General features: G+C 33.4%; 18 protein-coding genes. 7 read left to right on the top strand and 11 right to left on the bottom strand.

What is annotated here, in order from left to right; genetic code table 11:
• Nucleotides 1-115: 115 nt before the first annotated feature.
• A complete protein-coding gene (locus AC3WRL_RS19265) occupies nucleotides 116-862 on the top strand; it encodes a metallophosphoesterase family protein (RefSeq protein WP_261513025.1) in 747 nt (248 codons plus the stop codon).
• Nucleotides 863-877: 15 nt separating this feature from the next.
• Here AC3WRL_RS19265 and AC3WRL_RS19260 read toward each other — a convergent pair whose 3' ends face one another.
• A complete protein-coding gene (locus AC3WRL_RS19260; RefSeq protein ID WP_261513024.1) occupies nucleotides 878-1,462 on the bottom strand; it encodes a Crp/Fnr family transcriptional regulator in 585 nt (194 codons plus the stop codon).
• 119 nt (nucleotides 1,463-1,581) lie between these two features.
• On the opposite strand from AC3WRL_RS19260, the gene AC3WRL_RS19255 reads away from it, so the two are divergent.
• Nucleotides 1,582-2,478 carry a LysR family transcriptional regulator gene (locus tag AC3WRL_RS19255; protein ID WP_492331056.1) on the top strand — a complete coding sequence of 299 codons (897 nt, stop codon included), beginning with the start codon at nucleotides 1,582-1,584 and terminating at the stop codon, nucleotides 2,476-2,478.
• Here the strand turns inward: AC3WRL_RS19255 and AC3WRL_RS19250 are convergent.
• A complete protein-coding gene (locus tag AC3WRL_RS19250) occupies nucleotides 2,455-2,931 on the bottom strand; it encodes a GNAT family N-acetyltransferase (protein ID WP_214829059.1) in 477 nt (158 codons plus the stop codon). The two genes, AC3WRL_RS19255 and AC3WRL_RS19250, sit on opposite strands and share 24 nt — an antisense overlap.
• Complete coding sequence (locus AC3WRL_RS19245) at nucleotides 2,932-3,366, bottom strand: GNAT family N-acetyltransferase (protein WP_261513023.1); 435 nt, start codon at nucleotides 3,364-3,366, stop codon at nucleotides 2,932-2,934.
• 125 nt (nucleotides 3,367-3,491) lie between these two features.
• Here AC3WRL_RS19245 and AC3WRL_RS19240 point away from each other — a divergent pair, with 125 nt between their 5' ends.
• From AC3WRL_RS19240 to AC3WRL_RS19230, 3 genes are all read left to right on the top strand, one after another.
• Nucleotides 3,492-4,367, top strand: a complete 876-nt coding sequence (locus tag AC3WRL_RS19240) for an aldo/keto reductase (RefSeq protein ID WP_261513022.1) — start codon at nucleotides 3,492-3,494, stop codon at nucleotides 4,365-4,367.
• A gap of 192 nt (nucleotides 4,368-4,559) precedes the next feature.
• The gene (locus tag AC3WRL_RS19235) at nucleotides 4,560-5,621 is read left to right on the top strand and encodes an NAD(P)H-dependent flavin oxidoreductase (RefSeq protein WP_261513021.1); all 1,062 of its coding nucleotides are present in this window, start codon (nucleotides 4,560-4,562) and stop codon (nucleotides 5,619-5,621) included.
• Between the two features lie 43 nt (nucleotides 5,622-5,664).
• Nucleotides 5,665-6,030 carry a lipocalin family protein gene (locus tag AC3WRL_RS19230; RefSeq protein WP_492331055.1) on the top strand — a complete coding sequence of 122 codons (366 nt, stop codon included), beginning with the start codon at nucleotides 5,665-5,667 and terminating at the stop codon, nucleotides 6,028-6,030.
• Between the two features lie 114 nt (nucleotides 6,031-6,144).
• Here the strand turns inward: AC3WRL_RS19230 and AC3WRL_RS19225 are convergent, their stop codons facing one another.
• The 8 genes from AC3WRL_RS19225 to AC3WRL_RS19190 all read right to left on the bottom strand — a co-directional run bounded on the left by AC3WRL_RS19225 (nucleotide 6,145) and on the right by AC3WRL_RS19190 (nucleotide 13,071).
• Nucleotides 6,145-7,482 carry a UDP-N-acetylmuramate--L-alanine ligase gene (locus AC3WRL_RS19225; RefSeq protein ID WP_261513019.1) on the bottom strand — a complete coding sequence of 446 codons (1,338 nt, stop codon included), beginning with the start codon at nucleotides 7,480-7,482 and terminating at the stop codon, nucleotides 6,145-6,147.
• Nucleotides 7,483-7,488: 6 nt separating this feature from the next.
• Nucleotides 7,489-7,926, bottom strand: coding sequence for a hypothetical protein (locus AC3WRL_RS19220; RefSeq protein WP_492331054.1), 438 nt, complete (start codon nucleotides 7,924-7,926; stop codon nucleotides 7,489-7,491).
• 17 nt (nucleotides 7,927-7,943) lie between these two features.
• Nucleotides 7,944-8,750, bottom strand: coding sequence for a lysophospholipid acyltransferase family protein (locus AC3WRL_RS19215; RefSeq protein WP_089029229.1), 807 nt, complete (start codon nucleotides 8,748-8,750; stop codon nucleotides 7,944-7,946).
• A gap of 27 nt (nucleotides 8,751-8,777) precedes the next feature.
• Nucleotides 8,778-9,407 carry an NUDIX hydrolase gene (locus tag AC3WRL_RS19210; RefSeq protein WP_214829083.1) on the bottom strand — a complete coding sequence of 210 codons (630 nt, stop codon included), beginning with the start codon at nucleotides 9,405-9,407 and terminating at the stop codon, nucleotides 8,778-8,780.
• A gap of 121 nt (nucleotides 9,408-9,528) precedes the next feature.
• Nucleotides 9,529-9,996 (bottom strand): OsmC family protein, encoded by a 468-nt coding sequence (locus AC3WRL_RS19205; protein ID WP_492331053.1) that lies wholly within the window; start codon nucleotides 9,994-9,996, stop codon nucleotides 9,529-9,531.
• 73 nt (nucleotides 9,997-10,069) lie between these two features.
• The gene (locus AC3WRL_RS19200; protein WP_214829086.1) at nucleotides 10,070-11,629 is read right to left on the bottom strand and encodes an Rne/Rng family ribonuclease; all 1,560 of its coding nucleotides are present in this window, start codon (nucleotides 11,627-11,629) and stop codon (nucleotides 10,070-10,072) included.
• A gap of 365 nt (nucleotides 11,630-11,994) precedes the next feature.
• Nucleotides 11,995-12,285: an HU family DNA-binding protein gene (locus AC3WRL_RS19195; protein ID WP_002984212.1), complete on the bottom strand. Its 291-nt coding sequence runs from the start codon at nucleotides 12,283-12,285 to the stop codon at nucleotides 11,995-11,997.
• A 138-nt stretch (nucleotides 12,286-12,423) separates the two neighbouring features.
• Nucleotides 12,424-13,071 carry a LuxR C-terminal-related transcriptional regulator gene (locus AC3WRL_RS19190; RefSeq protein WP_390882591.1) on the bottom strand — a complete coding sequence of 216 codons (648 nt, stop codon included), beginning with the start codon at nucleotides 13,069-13,071 and terminating at the stop codon, nucleotides 12,424-12,426.
• A gap of 210 nt (nucleotides 13,072-13,281) precedes the next feature.
• Between AC3WRL_RS19190 and tssO (AC3WRL_RS19185) the strand changes: the two genes are divergently transcribed.
• Nucleotides 13,282-13,812 (top strand): type VI secretion system TssO, encoded by a 531-nt coding sequence (gene tssO / locus AC3WRL_RS19185; RefSeq protein WP_214829090.1) that lies wholly within the window; start codon nucleotides 13,282-13,284, stop codon nucleotides 13,810-13,812.
• A 5-nt stretch (nucleotides 13,813-13,817) separates the two neighbouring features.
• Nucleotides 13,818-14,339 carry a type VI secretion system TssO gene (gene tssO / locus AC3WRL_RS19180; RefSeq protein WP_214829092.1) on the top strand — a complete coding sequence of 174 codons (522 nt, stop codon included), beginning with the start codon at nucleotides 13,818-13,820 and terminating at the stop codon, nucleotides 14,337-14,339.
• The last annotated feature ends 6 nt before the right edge of the window (nucleotides 14,340-14,345 follow it).

The following is a 14,345-nucleotide window of genomic DNA, read 5'->3' as shown; positions in this document are numbered from 1 at the left end:
TTAGTATCAGAATAATGATATATTAAATTTAAAGAATTATGGGTGAATATCATATTGTCCTTTAATCTTATTACGGTATTTCTCCAGTAATTTTGTTTAGCAAATTGAATGAAGTATGATACAGATAGCTATCTTTAGTGATGTACACGGAAATCTTCCCGCTCTGGAAGTCGTATTGAATGATATTAATGAAAGAGGAATTACACAGAAATTCTGTTTGGGTGATTTGGTAGACTTTGCTCCATGGGGAAATGAAGTGATTGAGATCATTAAAGAAAAAAATATTCCATGTATACTGGGAAATCATGACGAAAGGATTGCTTTTGATCTTCCTGTTGTTCCGTTAAATAAGCATTCTCAAGAAGAAACCATAGCCAGATTTTCAGCTATTGATCATTCTAAAAAATACATTACAGATGAAAATAAATCATTTCTGGCAGAGCTTCCTTTTCATTTAAAACTAAACTACAAAATAGGAAAGAAATATTGGAACATTCAATTGGTGCACTCGAGTTTACAGAGCAATGATACCTACTTGTATGAATCTGAAAATGATAAAGTTTTTATGGAAATGCTGAATGCTTCTCAGTCTGATGTTCTTGTAATGGGGCATACCCACTTATCCTTTAAAAAACAGATGGAAGGTAAATGGGCAATTAATGCCGGTTCTGTAGGTCGCTCGAAAGAAGAGAATCGATTAGCCTCTTATCTGATTCTTACCTTAGATGAAGAAAAAATAAATCCTGAAATTATTCAGCTGGAATATCCTATAAATGAGGTTATTCAAAAAATTGAAGCCAGTGAGATTCCAGATTATTATGCTTTTTTTCTAAGAAATGGGAACGTTTTATTATCTCAATAAAAAAGGAAACAAAATCTAAAAATTGATATTCTTTCTGATCCGGCTAAGAGATTGTTGGGTGATTCCCAAATAGGATGCAACATCACTTAATGGAAGTCTAAGCATAAGATCGGGGTACTCAGAAATGAATTTATGATATCTTATGGATGCTTCTTCACCCATTAAACGGTTTCGTACCTTTATTTTCTCCAGTAGGGTTTGCTGCGTAATGCTTTCCAGCATATTTTTAAAATAAGGAAGCTTTTCAAACAATTCATTTAATTTTTTCTTTGGAAAAACAAGTACTCTCACGGGAGTGGCAGCAATAATTTCCTCCCTGGAAATAACCTCTTCTGTGAAACTATATAAGATTGTACAAAACTTATTTTCTTTAATAAAAAATTGGATGACTTCATTTCCTTTTTCATTGGTAGAAGCAATTTTTAAAATGCCATCTGCCACAAAGAAAAGTTCCTTTGCAATTTTACCTTCATGCAGCAGAATCTCTCCTGATTTGATTTCTCTGATCTCAGTATAATGATAGATAAGATCAAAGTCTTCTTTAGAAATTTCTCTGATGGAATTTAGAAACTTGTGAAATGTGTGAATGTCATCTTTCATTGTATAAGAATAGCCTTTATACAAAGATATTATAATTGTTAATTCGAAGCATAGGTATCATCTATCTATTAGTATTCTAATTATTTTGTAATTTTGCATTATAATTTAAATACTTTAATATGGTTAATTTAGAATGGTATCGCACCTTTAAAGAGATCTATAAGACTGGTACTTTGACCGGGGCCGCAGAAAGTTTATTTATTTCTCAGCCTGGGGTAAGTTTACATTTAAGTTCTCTGGAAGCCTATGTAGGATATAAATTATTTGACCGTACAGGACGTAAAATGATGCCCACAGAAAGAGGGAAAGTTCTTTACAATGCGGTTTTCGAGCCTCTTCAGAAACTTGAAAATGTAGAGAAGAATTTTCAGAAATCTACTGAACAACATACCCCAACAATAAGTGTAGGAATGTGTTTTGAGACTTTTCAAACCACTTTAGAGCAGTATGTTTCTTCACTGCCTTTTAATTTGATTATCAGCTTTGGGCAATATCCTGAAATGATCGATCAGCTGGATAAAGGGATTTTAGACCTTATTATTACCCCTAAAAAAGGATCTTCTATAAATATTGAGCATGAAGCTTTTTCATCGGAGCAGATTATTTTGGTAGGGGGCAAAGATGTAGATGTGGAGAGCTTTAAAAAAGTATTAAAGACGAAGGATTTTACGAAGATCGAAGACTGGCTTAAACAGGAGAAATGGTATGGAACAACTGGTGATATGGAGCATCTGTTTCAATTCTGGATCTTAAATTTTGGACATAAACCGAATTTTCGCCCTAATTATATCGTTCCCAATCTTAATTCTATTATTCGCTGTCTGAAAGGAGGAACAGGATTAGCCGTAGTTCCTGATTTTTTATGTAAAAATGAAATTGAAAACGGTGATATTCAATTGATCTGGGAAGGAGATAAGATGTTAGAAAATACATTATACTTCGGATGCCGTAAAAAAACCAGCTACCAGTCAGAGATAGGTCATATTAAAAAATTATTCAGAGAAGTGATGAATTAAAAATTCTAAAACGATCATATCCCGCATCTGAATTCCATTTTCAAAAATAGGGGTAGAGTAGTTTTCAATAAAGAAATCTTTGCGTATTTCTTTTTTAACAAAATCATTTTTCTCGTAAAATCTGATCTGTTGGAAACCCGTATCTGAGGTGCCCACCAAGAGTGATGAAAAGTGGTTTTGCTTAGCTATTTCTTTTGCTCTATCAATTAAAAAAGTACCAATACCCTGACTGCGAAAGTCACTGATGACGGCCATATTTTTGATTTCTAATTCAGCATCATTGTTTTTATATAAAGCCATAACAGCGATATCCCTGAGGTTATCATGTAAGATATAAATATCAGATTTGAAAATATATTGATCAATAGCTTCTCTTGTTTCATCAGCAAGCAATAACAGTTCATAAGGAATATCTGATTCCTGATCAACTTTATAGAATATAAAATCACTCATTTATAAACCCATATGAATGATGGGGTAGTCTTTACCTGAACCGTCTTTTTCAGACCTCCCCACCTTGTTAAACCCCATTTTTTCATAAAAACCGATCGCTTGTGGGTTCTGTTCATTGACGTCCAGCTTAGAGAATCCTATTTGGTCTTTCATAAATTGATAAAGCTTTTTTCCATAACCTTTTCCACGAAAATCGTCATGAATGAATAGCATTTCTAAGGTATCTTCGGCTACAGATGCAAATCCTTTAGTTTCATTATTTTCCGTTATCAGATAAACATCCAATCGGGGAAGATAATCTTTTGGGATTACTTCTTTAAAATAATCAAAGTCCTTTTCACTAAGAAAATCATGCGTCGCCTTCACTGAAGATGTCCAAATTTCCATGATTCTAGGATAATCTTTTTTCCCCGCTTTTACAATGTGATAAGACATAATTTATAATTTCACACAAAAATAAACAAATTAAAAATTTCATAAAGGCGCGATGTATGGAGCAAAATTTCAATTTTTTGTTGCAAATTTGTTTAACCTTTACATTAAAATTAAAATAAAGAATTATGCAGAAAAAAACGTACATCGGGCAGCCAGTTGTTACTTTGAACAACGGAGTTGATATACCGGCATTAGGATTTGGTGTTTGGCAGATTGATGATTTAAAAGTTTGTGAAGATGCAGTGATAAAAGCAATTCATACAGGATATAGGATGATTGATACGGCATCTATTTACCTTAATGAAAAAGCAGTAGGAAGTGCTGTGAAAAATAGTGGTGTAAATAGGGATGATCTCTTTATCACCTCAAAACTTTGGGTACAGGATCACGGATATGAAAAAGCTAAAGCAGCATTTCAAAGAACATTGGACAGACTGCAATTAGATTATCTGGATATGTATCTTATTCATTGGCCATATGGAGATTTCTTAGGAGCATGGAAAGCACTGGAGGAATTATATAAAGAAGGAAAAATCAAAGCTATTGGGGTTTGTAATTTTACTGCTGAAAAATTGGACGAATTAAAAGCAAATTCCACCGTTCTTCCTGTGATCAATCAGATTGAATTACATCCAATTTTCCAGCAAAAAGAAATGCAGGTTTACGATCGCGAAAATAATATTGTGACTCAACCCTGGAGTCCTTTAGGGAATGGAAATGCAGAACTTTTACAAAATACATCATTGAAATCGATTGCTGAAAAATACCACAAAACGGTTGCTCAGGTGATTTTAAGATGGCATTTACAGGAAGGATTTGTGATCATTCCAAAGTCTGTAACTCCATCCAGAATTGAAGAGAACTTTAACGTTTTCGATTTTGAATTAACGGAAGAAGAAATGAATGTAGTACGATCTTTAGATACAGGGAAGAGATTGTTCTTTGATCCGAAAGATCCTGAATGGGAACAAAAAATGCTGAAATCTGTGGCTGATATTTAATTTTAAAAATTATTGTATAGGTTTTAATTGAATGTGAAGATTCAGTTACAATAATGGGACTTAAAATTGTCTATCGAGATAAGATAGGATTAACCAGAATAAATAAGATGAAATTTGGCAGGTTAAGGTAATTATGATCTCCTTCCTTTAAGGATTCAAATATATTTAGGTAATTTTAAATAAAAATATTCAATGGAATGGCCTACTGTAATTGCTGAAAAACTAAGTATAAAATACCCTATTATTCAGGCTCCTATGTTTGGAGTAAGTACACCGAAAATGGTTGCCGCTTCAATGAATATCGGTTGTCTGGGAACTCTTGCTTTGGCAGATTTATCTGCTGATCAATCTGCTAAACTAATTCAGGAAACAAAGAAATTAACAGATCAGCCTTTTGCGGTTAACATTTTTGCCCACTATATTCCTGAAATAACGAATGATCTGCAACAGAAATTTATAAAAACCAAGTTCTTTATCGAGCAGCTGGCAAAAGAAAGCCATTTAGAAGTTAATCTTCCGGATCTTGAAAATATTAAAATAAATAGCTATCATGAGCAAATCGATGTGATTATTGATGAAGGCTGTAAGATCCTAAGTTTTACTTTTGGAAATCTGGATGGTGAGAGTATTCAAAAGCTAAAAGAAAATGGAGTGCTGCTTATTGGAACCTGTACATCAGTAGAAGAGGCACTGGTATTAGAGAAATCAGGAATAGATATTATTTGTGTACAGGGAATTGAAGCTGGAGGTCATAGAGGGACCTTTGATGTTGAGAACATTCCACAAATTGGTGGCTTGTCTTTATTGTCACAGGTATACGATCATGTTGGTATTCCACTCATTTATGCTGGAGGTCTTTATAATGCAAGAACATTATATGCTGCAAAAGAGCTCGGTGCAAAGGGATTTCAGGTAGGCAGTATTTTATTGGCTTCCCAGGAAAGTGCCTTGCGGCTATTTGAGAAAGAAAAGCTAAAAGCTGTAAACGAAAGAGACATTGTTTTAACCAAAAGTTTTTCAGGTCGCTATGCAAGAGGAATTAAGAATAAATTTATTGAAACATTAGATAATTCAGAATATGTTTTACCTTATCCTTATCAGAATAAATTGACCAATGAGTTGCGTAAAGTGGCCAAAACAATGTGCAATACAGATTTTGTAAACATTTGGTTAGGCCAGTCAATCCACAATTACAGTGAACTTTCAACAGTTGATATCTTAAAAAATCTTATTCTCGAAGTCAAGGAAATATAAGAAGAAATTGTTTTATTTTTGCAGGCTTTAAAGGAGAGTATATATGAAAAAAATATTTTTACCATTCGCTTTATTTTCAATGGCAGCCTGTGGGAGTGATAGTGAGGATTTTAATACTTCAAATGATGCATCGATAATCGGAAAATGGTATATTGAAAAAGTTGAAGTGTTTAAATCTAAAAATCAACAAACACAAACCATGACTTCAACTGAATGTAAGAAAAAAAGTACCCATGAGTTTAAGTCAACAAACATGATCTCTATAACCTTTGCCCCACAAGGTAATAATTGTATCCAAACTGATGTAGTAACCAGAAATTATACTTTTAATACGGCTAATAAGAAGTTTTGGTATGAAGGAGAGCAGGATTATCCTTACTATATTACTCAGTTGACACAGACATGGTGATGGAAGATAGACTTGAGGATTTTGATAATGATGGAATCAATGACGTTATCACAAGATTTTTTAAGAGAATAAATTAAAACAAAAACTCCTTTCAAATCTGAAAGGAGTTTTTTATTATTTCGTTAAATCTAAACCACCAAAGTTACCTGAGCTCATCATCAGGAAAACACCTTGGGTCTTATCTAAGAGATCCCAGTAGGCGTGAAGCTCTTCAGCATTGGTAAAGACCTTTAAATGGTCGTTTTTAAATTTTTCCTTGATCAGGTCCGGTGAGATAGGATCCATTCTTTTGATCTTTAAAGCATCTTCAGAATAGAAGACTATAGCTTCATCCAAACCATCCATTGCATGGTCGTATTGCTCCAGAAAAGCAGGGTTTAAGCTTGAATAAGTATGAAGCTCCAAGAAGCCGTATTTCTTATCTTTCCTAAATTGTTCATTAAAGGCTTTTACAGCCGCTTTTACTTTGCTCGGAGCATGTGCAAAATCCTTATAAAGAGTAGCTTTATCTGCTCTTTCTACTTTTTCAAGACGTTTAGAAGCTCCTTTAAAGCTCATAATTGCTTCATAAAAATCCTCATCCATTATACCCAGTTGTCGGCAGATGTTTCTTGCACCCTCCATATTCAATAGATTGTGTGCTCCAAAAACAGAAAGAGGGATATCACCCATTTCAGTTTTTAGTAAAACTTTACCATTGCTGATTTCATATTCTGGAGTTTTATAAGGTATTTTTCTGAAAAAATTCTCTGCATTTTCAACGACTTTTACTACTTCTGGATCTTCCTCATTGTACACTAAAACACCACCAGGAGTTATGCTTGCTACGAATTTTCTAAACTGTTCTATATAATCATCGAATGTTTTGAAAACATTGATATGATCCCATGCAATTCCACTTAATAGAGCAATATTAGGCTGATATAACAAGAATTTGGAACGAAGATCAATAGGAGAGGAAAGGTATTCGTCACCTTCCAATACCATAAAGTCATTGTCTTGAGTTAATTTTACCATACAGTCAAAACCTTCCAATTGTGCTCCTACCATAAAATCTACCTCTTTCTGATGGAAATTCAGAACGTGAAGAATCATTGAAGTAATTGTCGTTTTTCCATGTGATCCGGCAATAACGACGCGGGTTTTATTTCTTGACTGCTCGTAAAGGAATTCAGGATATGAATATATTTTTAAACCCAATTCTTTTGCTTTTGCTAATTCAGGGTTATCCTGATGAGCATGCATTCCTAAAATGACGGCATCAATATCAGAAGTGATTTTTTCAGGAAACCAGCCCATCTCCTGGGGAAGAATTCCTTTATTTTCAAGTCTTGATTTTGAGGGTTCAAATATAGCATCATCTGAACCTGTCACCTGATATCCTTTATCTTTTAATGCAATAGCAAGATTATGCATGGCACTTCCGCCTATAGCAATGAAATGGGTCTTCAACTTTACTTATTGTTTTTTAACGTTGTTATTAATGATTTCCTGGAAAGCATTGGTAATGTTTATCCAATTGGTCTTAAAATTTGGCATAATAAGACTTGCATCTGTTCTGCTTCCTTCGTTAGGACCTTTTTTTATATTAATAGAAGTTGTCACAGCATCGTATAATTTTTTGTGATCTTCCTGTATTCTTCTGAAATTATTTTGAGAAAGAACGTCATCAAGTTTTTTTAAGTCCTCATTTGAAACCTTAAAATCCTGTTTGATCTTTTTTCCTTCACCCTCAAAAGAATAATGTGCTGTATTATCTTTAATAAGCAAGTTTTCATAAACAGGAGCATATCCTCCGCTTTTAGAATAGCTTATATCGAAATCCGAATATACTTTTTGACTGTTACATGAAACTAATACTATGATTGTGAATAAGATCCCTATTATCCTTTTCATATTTAATTTGCCTTTTTTTAATTATCTGAATCCTTTTGTTCCAATTTTTTAGCTTTTAATTCTTCATCATATTGGTGCAGTAAATTAAAATCCTCCGTTTGTTCAATAGCTGTCATGATTTTTAAAAGAATCTGGTGGGCATTTTCTTTATCATAATCGATATCAAGCGGTGCTTTAAATTCCATAGTTGGTTTTACACCTGTTACTTTTACACGTAGTCCTTTTTTATCAAATGCTCTTCTAAAGCCATTGATCTTAATAGGAATTACAATCGGACGCTGGTTTTTTACCAACTTGGCAGTACCTCTTCGTCCCTGAGCAAAAGCAGATGTAGTACCTTGAGGGAAAGTAGCTACCCAACCATTATCCAAAGCTTTCATTATATTATCAACCTCTGTAAGGTCTACCATTCTGTTTACATTTTTCCCCTCAGCTCTCCATGTTCTTTTTACAGTTACAGCTCCGGCTATTTTAAAAATCTTAGGAAGAATACCTTTATTCATGGTCTCTTCTGCTGCTACATAGTAAAAATCGATCTTCGGATTAAGCAGATAGATCGGATTTTTAATAGTGTTTAAATAACCATTGTTTACAGCACAAAATGCGTGATACATTGCTGCTACATCTGCAAAATAGGTCTGATGGTTGGATACAAATAACACATTAGAATCAGGAAGATCCACAAGGTGTTCAGTACCTGTTATCTTTAGTTTATTAAAACCATTGAATCTTCTATAAGATACAAATCCTAAAATAAAAATAATTAACCTTTTCAAAAAGTAAGGTGTTCCGAATGCATCGGTGAAAATATTTTTCTTCGCCATCTCTCAATTAAACACGGTAGTGCAAAGTTACATTTTTTTCAGTAACTGACTGAATTCACTTAATATCATTGCTGTAGCGCCCCAAATAATGTATCCATTAAAATTGATCACCGGAACTTCTTGTCCGCCAGCGCTGTCCAAAGCCATAATTTCTGGTTGATCCGGAAGATTTAAAAAAGAAGTGATGGGAAATTCGATCGTTTCTACAGCTTCACTTTGCTGTAAAATGAAAACAGGGTTCTTTTTGGTATATGAGATGTAAGTGTAAACGTAAAAGTTGCTTGGTGGAATATAAATAGGTGATATCTCTCTTATAACTCTTACATAATGTTTATCAATTCCTATTTCTTCCGAGGTTTCACGAACTGCTGTTTCAGCAAAATCTCTATCCATTTCTTCTCGTTTTCCACCAGGCAAAGATATCTGCCCGCTGTGTCTGTCATGTTCGTTTACAGTTCTTTGAATTAATGGGAAATACCATTCATCATCTTTTAAATATAAAACAATATTTACTGCGGCAAATTTTGGATTCTTTTTTAAGATTTCATCGTGGTTGAAAATAGGACGTGAGGGTATGGAAAATACCCCATGAGCATGCTCTCCAGGTAGCTCTACATTTTTAATTTTTCTTAATAAATCTTTTCCAAAACTTTCCATAGCTCAAATTTAGCAATATATCTTGAAGAAAAGAATAGCCATTAACATTAATTAACCATTGTTTTAAGCTTATTTTAGCATATAGGTTTATGATTTGCTTAAGCTGTGGCTATCATAAATTTTATTTAACCGACACAGTTGGAACATGTTTTACTTCGAAGTTGACAGAGTTGGCAATAAAACAAAATTCATGTGCCTTTTCGTGAAGTTGTTTTGCTTTTTCTATCATTGATTCCGCCGTAATAATCACTGCAGGATTTAATATAACTTCTTTAAAACGACCACTGCCGTTCGCTGTTTCCTCCATAATTCCGGTTGCATTATCCATATAATCTGTTACAATGATTCCTGCCTCAGAACAAAAATGCAGATACCAGAGCATATGACACGAAGATAAAGACGATAAAAGCATATCCTCAGGGTTATGCTTGGTCTTATCTCCCCGAAATGCAGGGTCAGAAGATCCTTCGATGATTGTTTTGTTGGCTATTGAAATAGTATGACTTCTTTCATAGCTACGATAATTGCTCGTGCCTGTTCCTTTGTTTCCTGTCCATTGGATGGTGGCTGTGTAGTGATGCTCTTTCATAGACTATTTTTTAGTGGTTTTGCTAATTTAAAAATAAAAAAGCCCCTAGAAAACTAGAGGCTATAATTTCGTATTAATTAGAATATCCTGATACTTCTTCTTTTTTAGAATTGTAAATTTTGTATTCTAAGTACTTAAAAGAATCCCTTGGGACGATGGTTACCCATTTTTTATATTTTACAAACCATTTCATCTGAATGCTTTTAATACCTTTAGTAAGGTAAGCTTCTACGAATGGGTGTACATGCAGATAAAGTTTCCCTTTATCCTTTTGCATAATATTTCTGATGGTTTCTTCCATCCTTTCCACAATAACAATAGGAGCTATTATTTCTCCGTCTTTATTAGGGTTTTCTTCTTTGGTTTCGATTTGTTTTTCCGGACGATTTCTCTGTCTGGTAATCTGTATCAATCCAAATTTACTTGGAGGTAAGATTTTGTGGCGAGCTTTGTCGCGCTTCATTTCTTCTTTCAGATGTTCATACAAATCTCTTCTGTGATCGGCGTTTGGCATGTCGATGAAATCGATTACGATAATTCCGCCCATATCACGAAGACGTAATTGTCTTGCAATTTCTGTTGCTGCCATTTTATTCACGTTGAGAGCGTGTTCTTTATTGGCTGCATTTCCGGTAGTAATATTATTTCCGGAATTCACGTCGACTACGTGTAAAGCTTCCGTATGTTCAATAACAAGGTAAGCTCCCTTAGAACTTGGAATGTTGACGTGTTTTCCAAAGCTTTGTTTAAGCTGTTTTTCAACATTGTAATATTCCAGAAGAGGAATGTGAGAATCGTAAAACTGGACAATATTTTTTCTTTCAGGAGCAATTACCTCTACATAGTTTTTCATTTCCTCTACCATCTGTTCATCGTCACAAATGATGCTTACGAAATCCTGATTGAAATTGTCCCTTAAAATAGATGAAGCTTTATCTTCTTCGCTTAAGACCTTAGATGGAACTTTATTTTTTTGAATATTTTTAAAAGTGCCTTCCCATTTCTGAATCAGCTGATTCATATCGTTGTGAAGGTCTGCAACTTTCTTTCCTTCTGCAACGGTTCTTATAATAACACCAAATCCTTCAGGTTTGATACTTTCAATAAGAGTCCGCAATCTTTCCTTTTCCTCAAAACTTCTGATTTTTTTAGAAATGGAAACTTTATTGTCAAAAGGTATTAAAACCAAAAAACGCCCTGTTAGGGAAATCTGGGTAGAAATTCTGGGGCCTTTAGTGGAGATAGGTTCTTTGGTAATTTGTAGCAGAACAATGTCATCTTTAGCAATGACTTTCTCTACCGTTCCGTTTTTGTCTATTTCGGGTTGTATCTCGAAATTTTTTAAGCTTGAAGTGCTTTGCTTTTTAGAAATAGTATCTTTTAAAAACTTTTTATACGTAAGATATTGTGGACCTAAATCCTGATAATGCAAAAAAGCATCTTTATCATAACCGATATTTACGAATGCGGCATTAAGATTAGGTGCCAGTTTTTTTACTTTTCCTATAAATAAGTCTCCAACTATAAAATCACTTTTGTCCTCTTCCTCATGAAGTTCACATAGTCTTCCGTCTTCCAGTAATGCAATCTTTGTAAGTTCATCCTCATGCGAAACTATTAGTTCTTTCTTCATTTTGTTATAAGATAAAATTGTTAAGATTATAGGGAATAGGCATGGTGTTTTGTAAATAAATTCATTTTTAAATTTAAGAATTAGTATTTAAAGTTATGCTATTTATTTCAATAAATAAAACCAATCCTGATTCCTTGGGAATCCTATAGTTACAAATAAAAATATAGTCGGTGTAAATTAAAAAATTAAAAACACCAACTATATTAATATATTATGAATCTCGAAAAAAGAGATTATTTTTTCTTATGTCTGTTCGCTCTTCTTCTTTTCTTTCTTTTGTGAGTTGCAACCTTGTGTCTTTTTCTTTTCTTTCCGCTTGGCATAATTTTAAATTTTTTAGTAACTAGTTAATATTCAGTTAATTTTTATTTTACTGCAACTTTAGTCTTTACTTTCTCAACAAAAGATTTTGATGGTTTGAAAGCAGGAATATTATGAGCAGGGATCTCAATTGCAGTGTTCTTAGAAATGTTTCGTCCTGTTTTAGCAGCCCTTGTTTTAATTATAAAAGAACCAAAACCTCTTAGATAAACGTTATCTCCATTATACATAGAAGTCCTGATCTCCTGCATAAAAGCTTCTACAACTTTCTGTGTTTCATTCTTTTCTGTTCCCAACTTATTTGAGATGGTGTTTACCAATTCTGCCTTTGTCATTTCCTTTTTTAATTTTAAATTTTAGGTGTGCAAATTTAGTTAAAAAAATTGAATACTAGCAAATTAGTGGCAAAAAAATTTCGATAAACGGTTGAGGTTTTTGTATTTACTCTATATGAATATTACGTTAAGATGTTTTTACATGCTGGAATTATAATATCCGTTTTCTACACAAAATCGGATCAGATGCAGTTTGGTTTTTAATCCAAGCTTCTCTGTTAGCCTGTTAATATAGGTGTCAATGGTTCTCGTACTTAGATTAAGTTTCTCACCAATTTCCTTATTACTAAAGCCTTCGTAGCAGAATTTCATCAATTGTATCTCGGTAGGAGAAAGCTCTTCCTGGCTCTTTTTCTGTCTGTCCATGTATTCCATTACAGCAAGAGGTTGCTGTTCCCATTCTTTGGAATACGCTTCGTAATTGAACGTATTTGAAGTAACCTGTCCTTTAATGATATCCCTTATTACGTTACTTTTTTTCTCGCAATAATAAAGGTTTGGGATTTTAGAAAGTATTTCAGCCATATCTTCCTGATAGGTCCCGGAATAGGTAATGATAGGCGTTTCAGTATTACTTTTTCTGATGTATTTTATAGCTTCAATTCCACTCAATATGGGCATGAAAAGCTCAATAATAAAGACATCTTCTTGTCTTCTGTAGATTCTGTTTACAAGTTCGTGCCCGTTATTACAATCATTAAGAAGCATGTAAAACGGATTTTCCAAAAGTGTTTTGACAAGTATTTTTTTAAAATAAAAATCACTGTCAGCTATTGAAAATCTCACGGTATTAGATAAAATTTTATTCACTTTAATATTTAATATCGATTTGGCCTATGATAATTAAATTTAGAGGCCTAAATTAAGAAAAACTTATGAAAGTTAAAATTAATCTTAATTTAAATGAGAAATTGGTGGGTATATCACGGAAAAGTTAGATATTGTGCAGGAATTTTTTTTTTTATACTTTCACAGACCCAAAACAAATCACAATTTATGTCTTCAAATAGAGAGAAAAAATTAAATAAGTCGGACGTCAGAGTAGGCATTTGGAAATTTGCTCTATCTTTTGTTGTCCTAGCCGCTGTTTCATTCACCAGCGTATTTTTCTTTTTTAAGAGTTACGATGAACAAACAGAGGGCGTGAGTCGAGATGCCGAAGCCTACAACGAATTATTGGGTCGTAGTGATATACTCAGAGTTCAGGTGGATACGATCTACAGTAGAATGGGTATGCTTAACAGAGCCGAAAATGATATTCTTCTAAGAAGAAATATTATTGATAACATAAATGATGTTAAAAACATCATGAAAAAAGATAGCATTGACAACTTTAAACAGTATGCTATTCTAATGAAGCAAATAGGTAGTATGCTTGCTTTGAAAAACCACATTGTAGATGTTTCCAATCATAAAAGGATTGCCATAAGAGACCTGAACAGCTGTACAGGTAAGGTAGGGCATGTGGAAAATATACTGAAAGAAGATCCTACCAGAAAGTTCACTGGAAGTAGAAGAAAAAGATAATAGTTATGCAAGGACAGATTACATTATCCAAAAAAGAAAAGCAGTATCAATTTTTCTATTTGATTTTAATGCTTTTAGCGGCACTTATATTTCTTGGAATCATCTTTTTGAAGAGGTTTAAATCACCTTTTTCGGAAGACGATATTATTTCAATTCAAAAGCTTGAACAAAAAGCAAAGTTTGATCAACAGCAAAAGGTTACCTTAAAATTACTGGATAGTACATTCGTTAAAATAACCCGACTTAAGGATGAAACCACTGAACCATTTGTTGAAAACGATATCCAGACGGGAATTCTGGATATTGATAACGTTTTTGGCAATGATTTTATTGATATCAGGAAAGAATCCTATTCCCAGATTTCTCTGTTTTACAAAATGTACTTTGATGACAAAAAGATTATTTCCACTACATCTGAGGATATTAAACTCTTTGAAAAAAAATATCAGGAATGCATGATCGGTCTTAAAGACAAAAAAGATCGGGTATTTCAACGGGAAAATGCATTAAAAGCAAGAAGCCAGTAAATCAAA

Source organism: Chryseobacterium sp. FW101-FHT12H09 (assembly GCF_058790395.1).
Note: the sequence above shows the minus strand (reverse complement) of the source record. Positions and strands in the feature narration are given on the sequence as shown.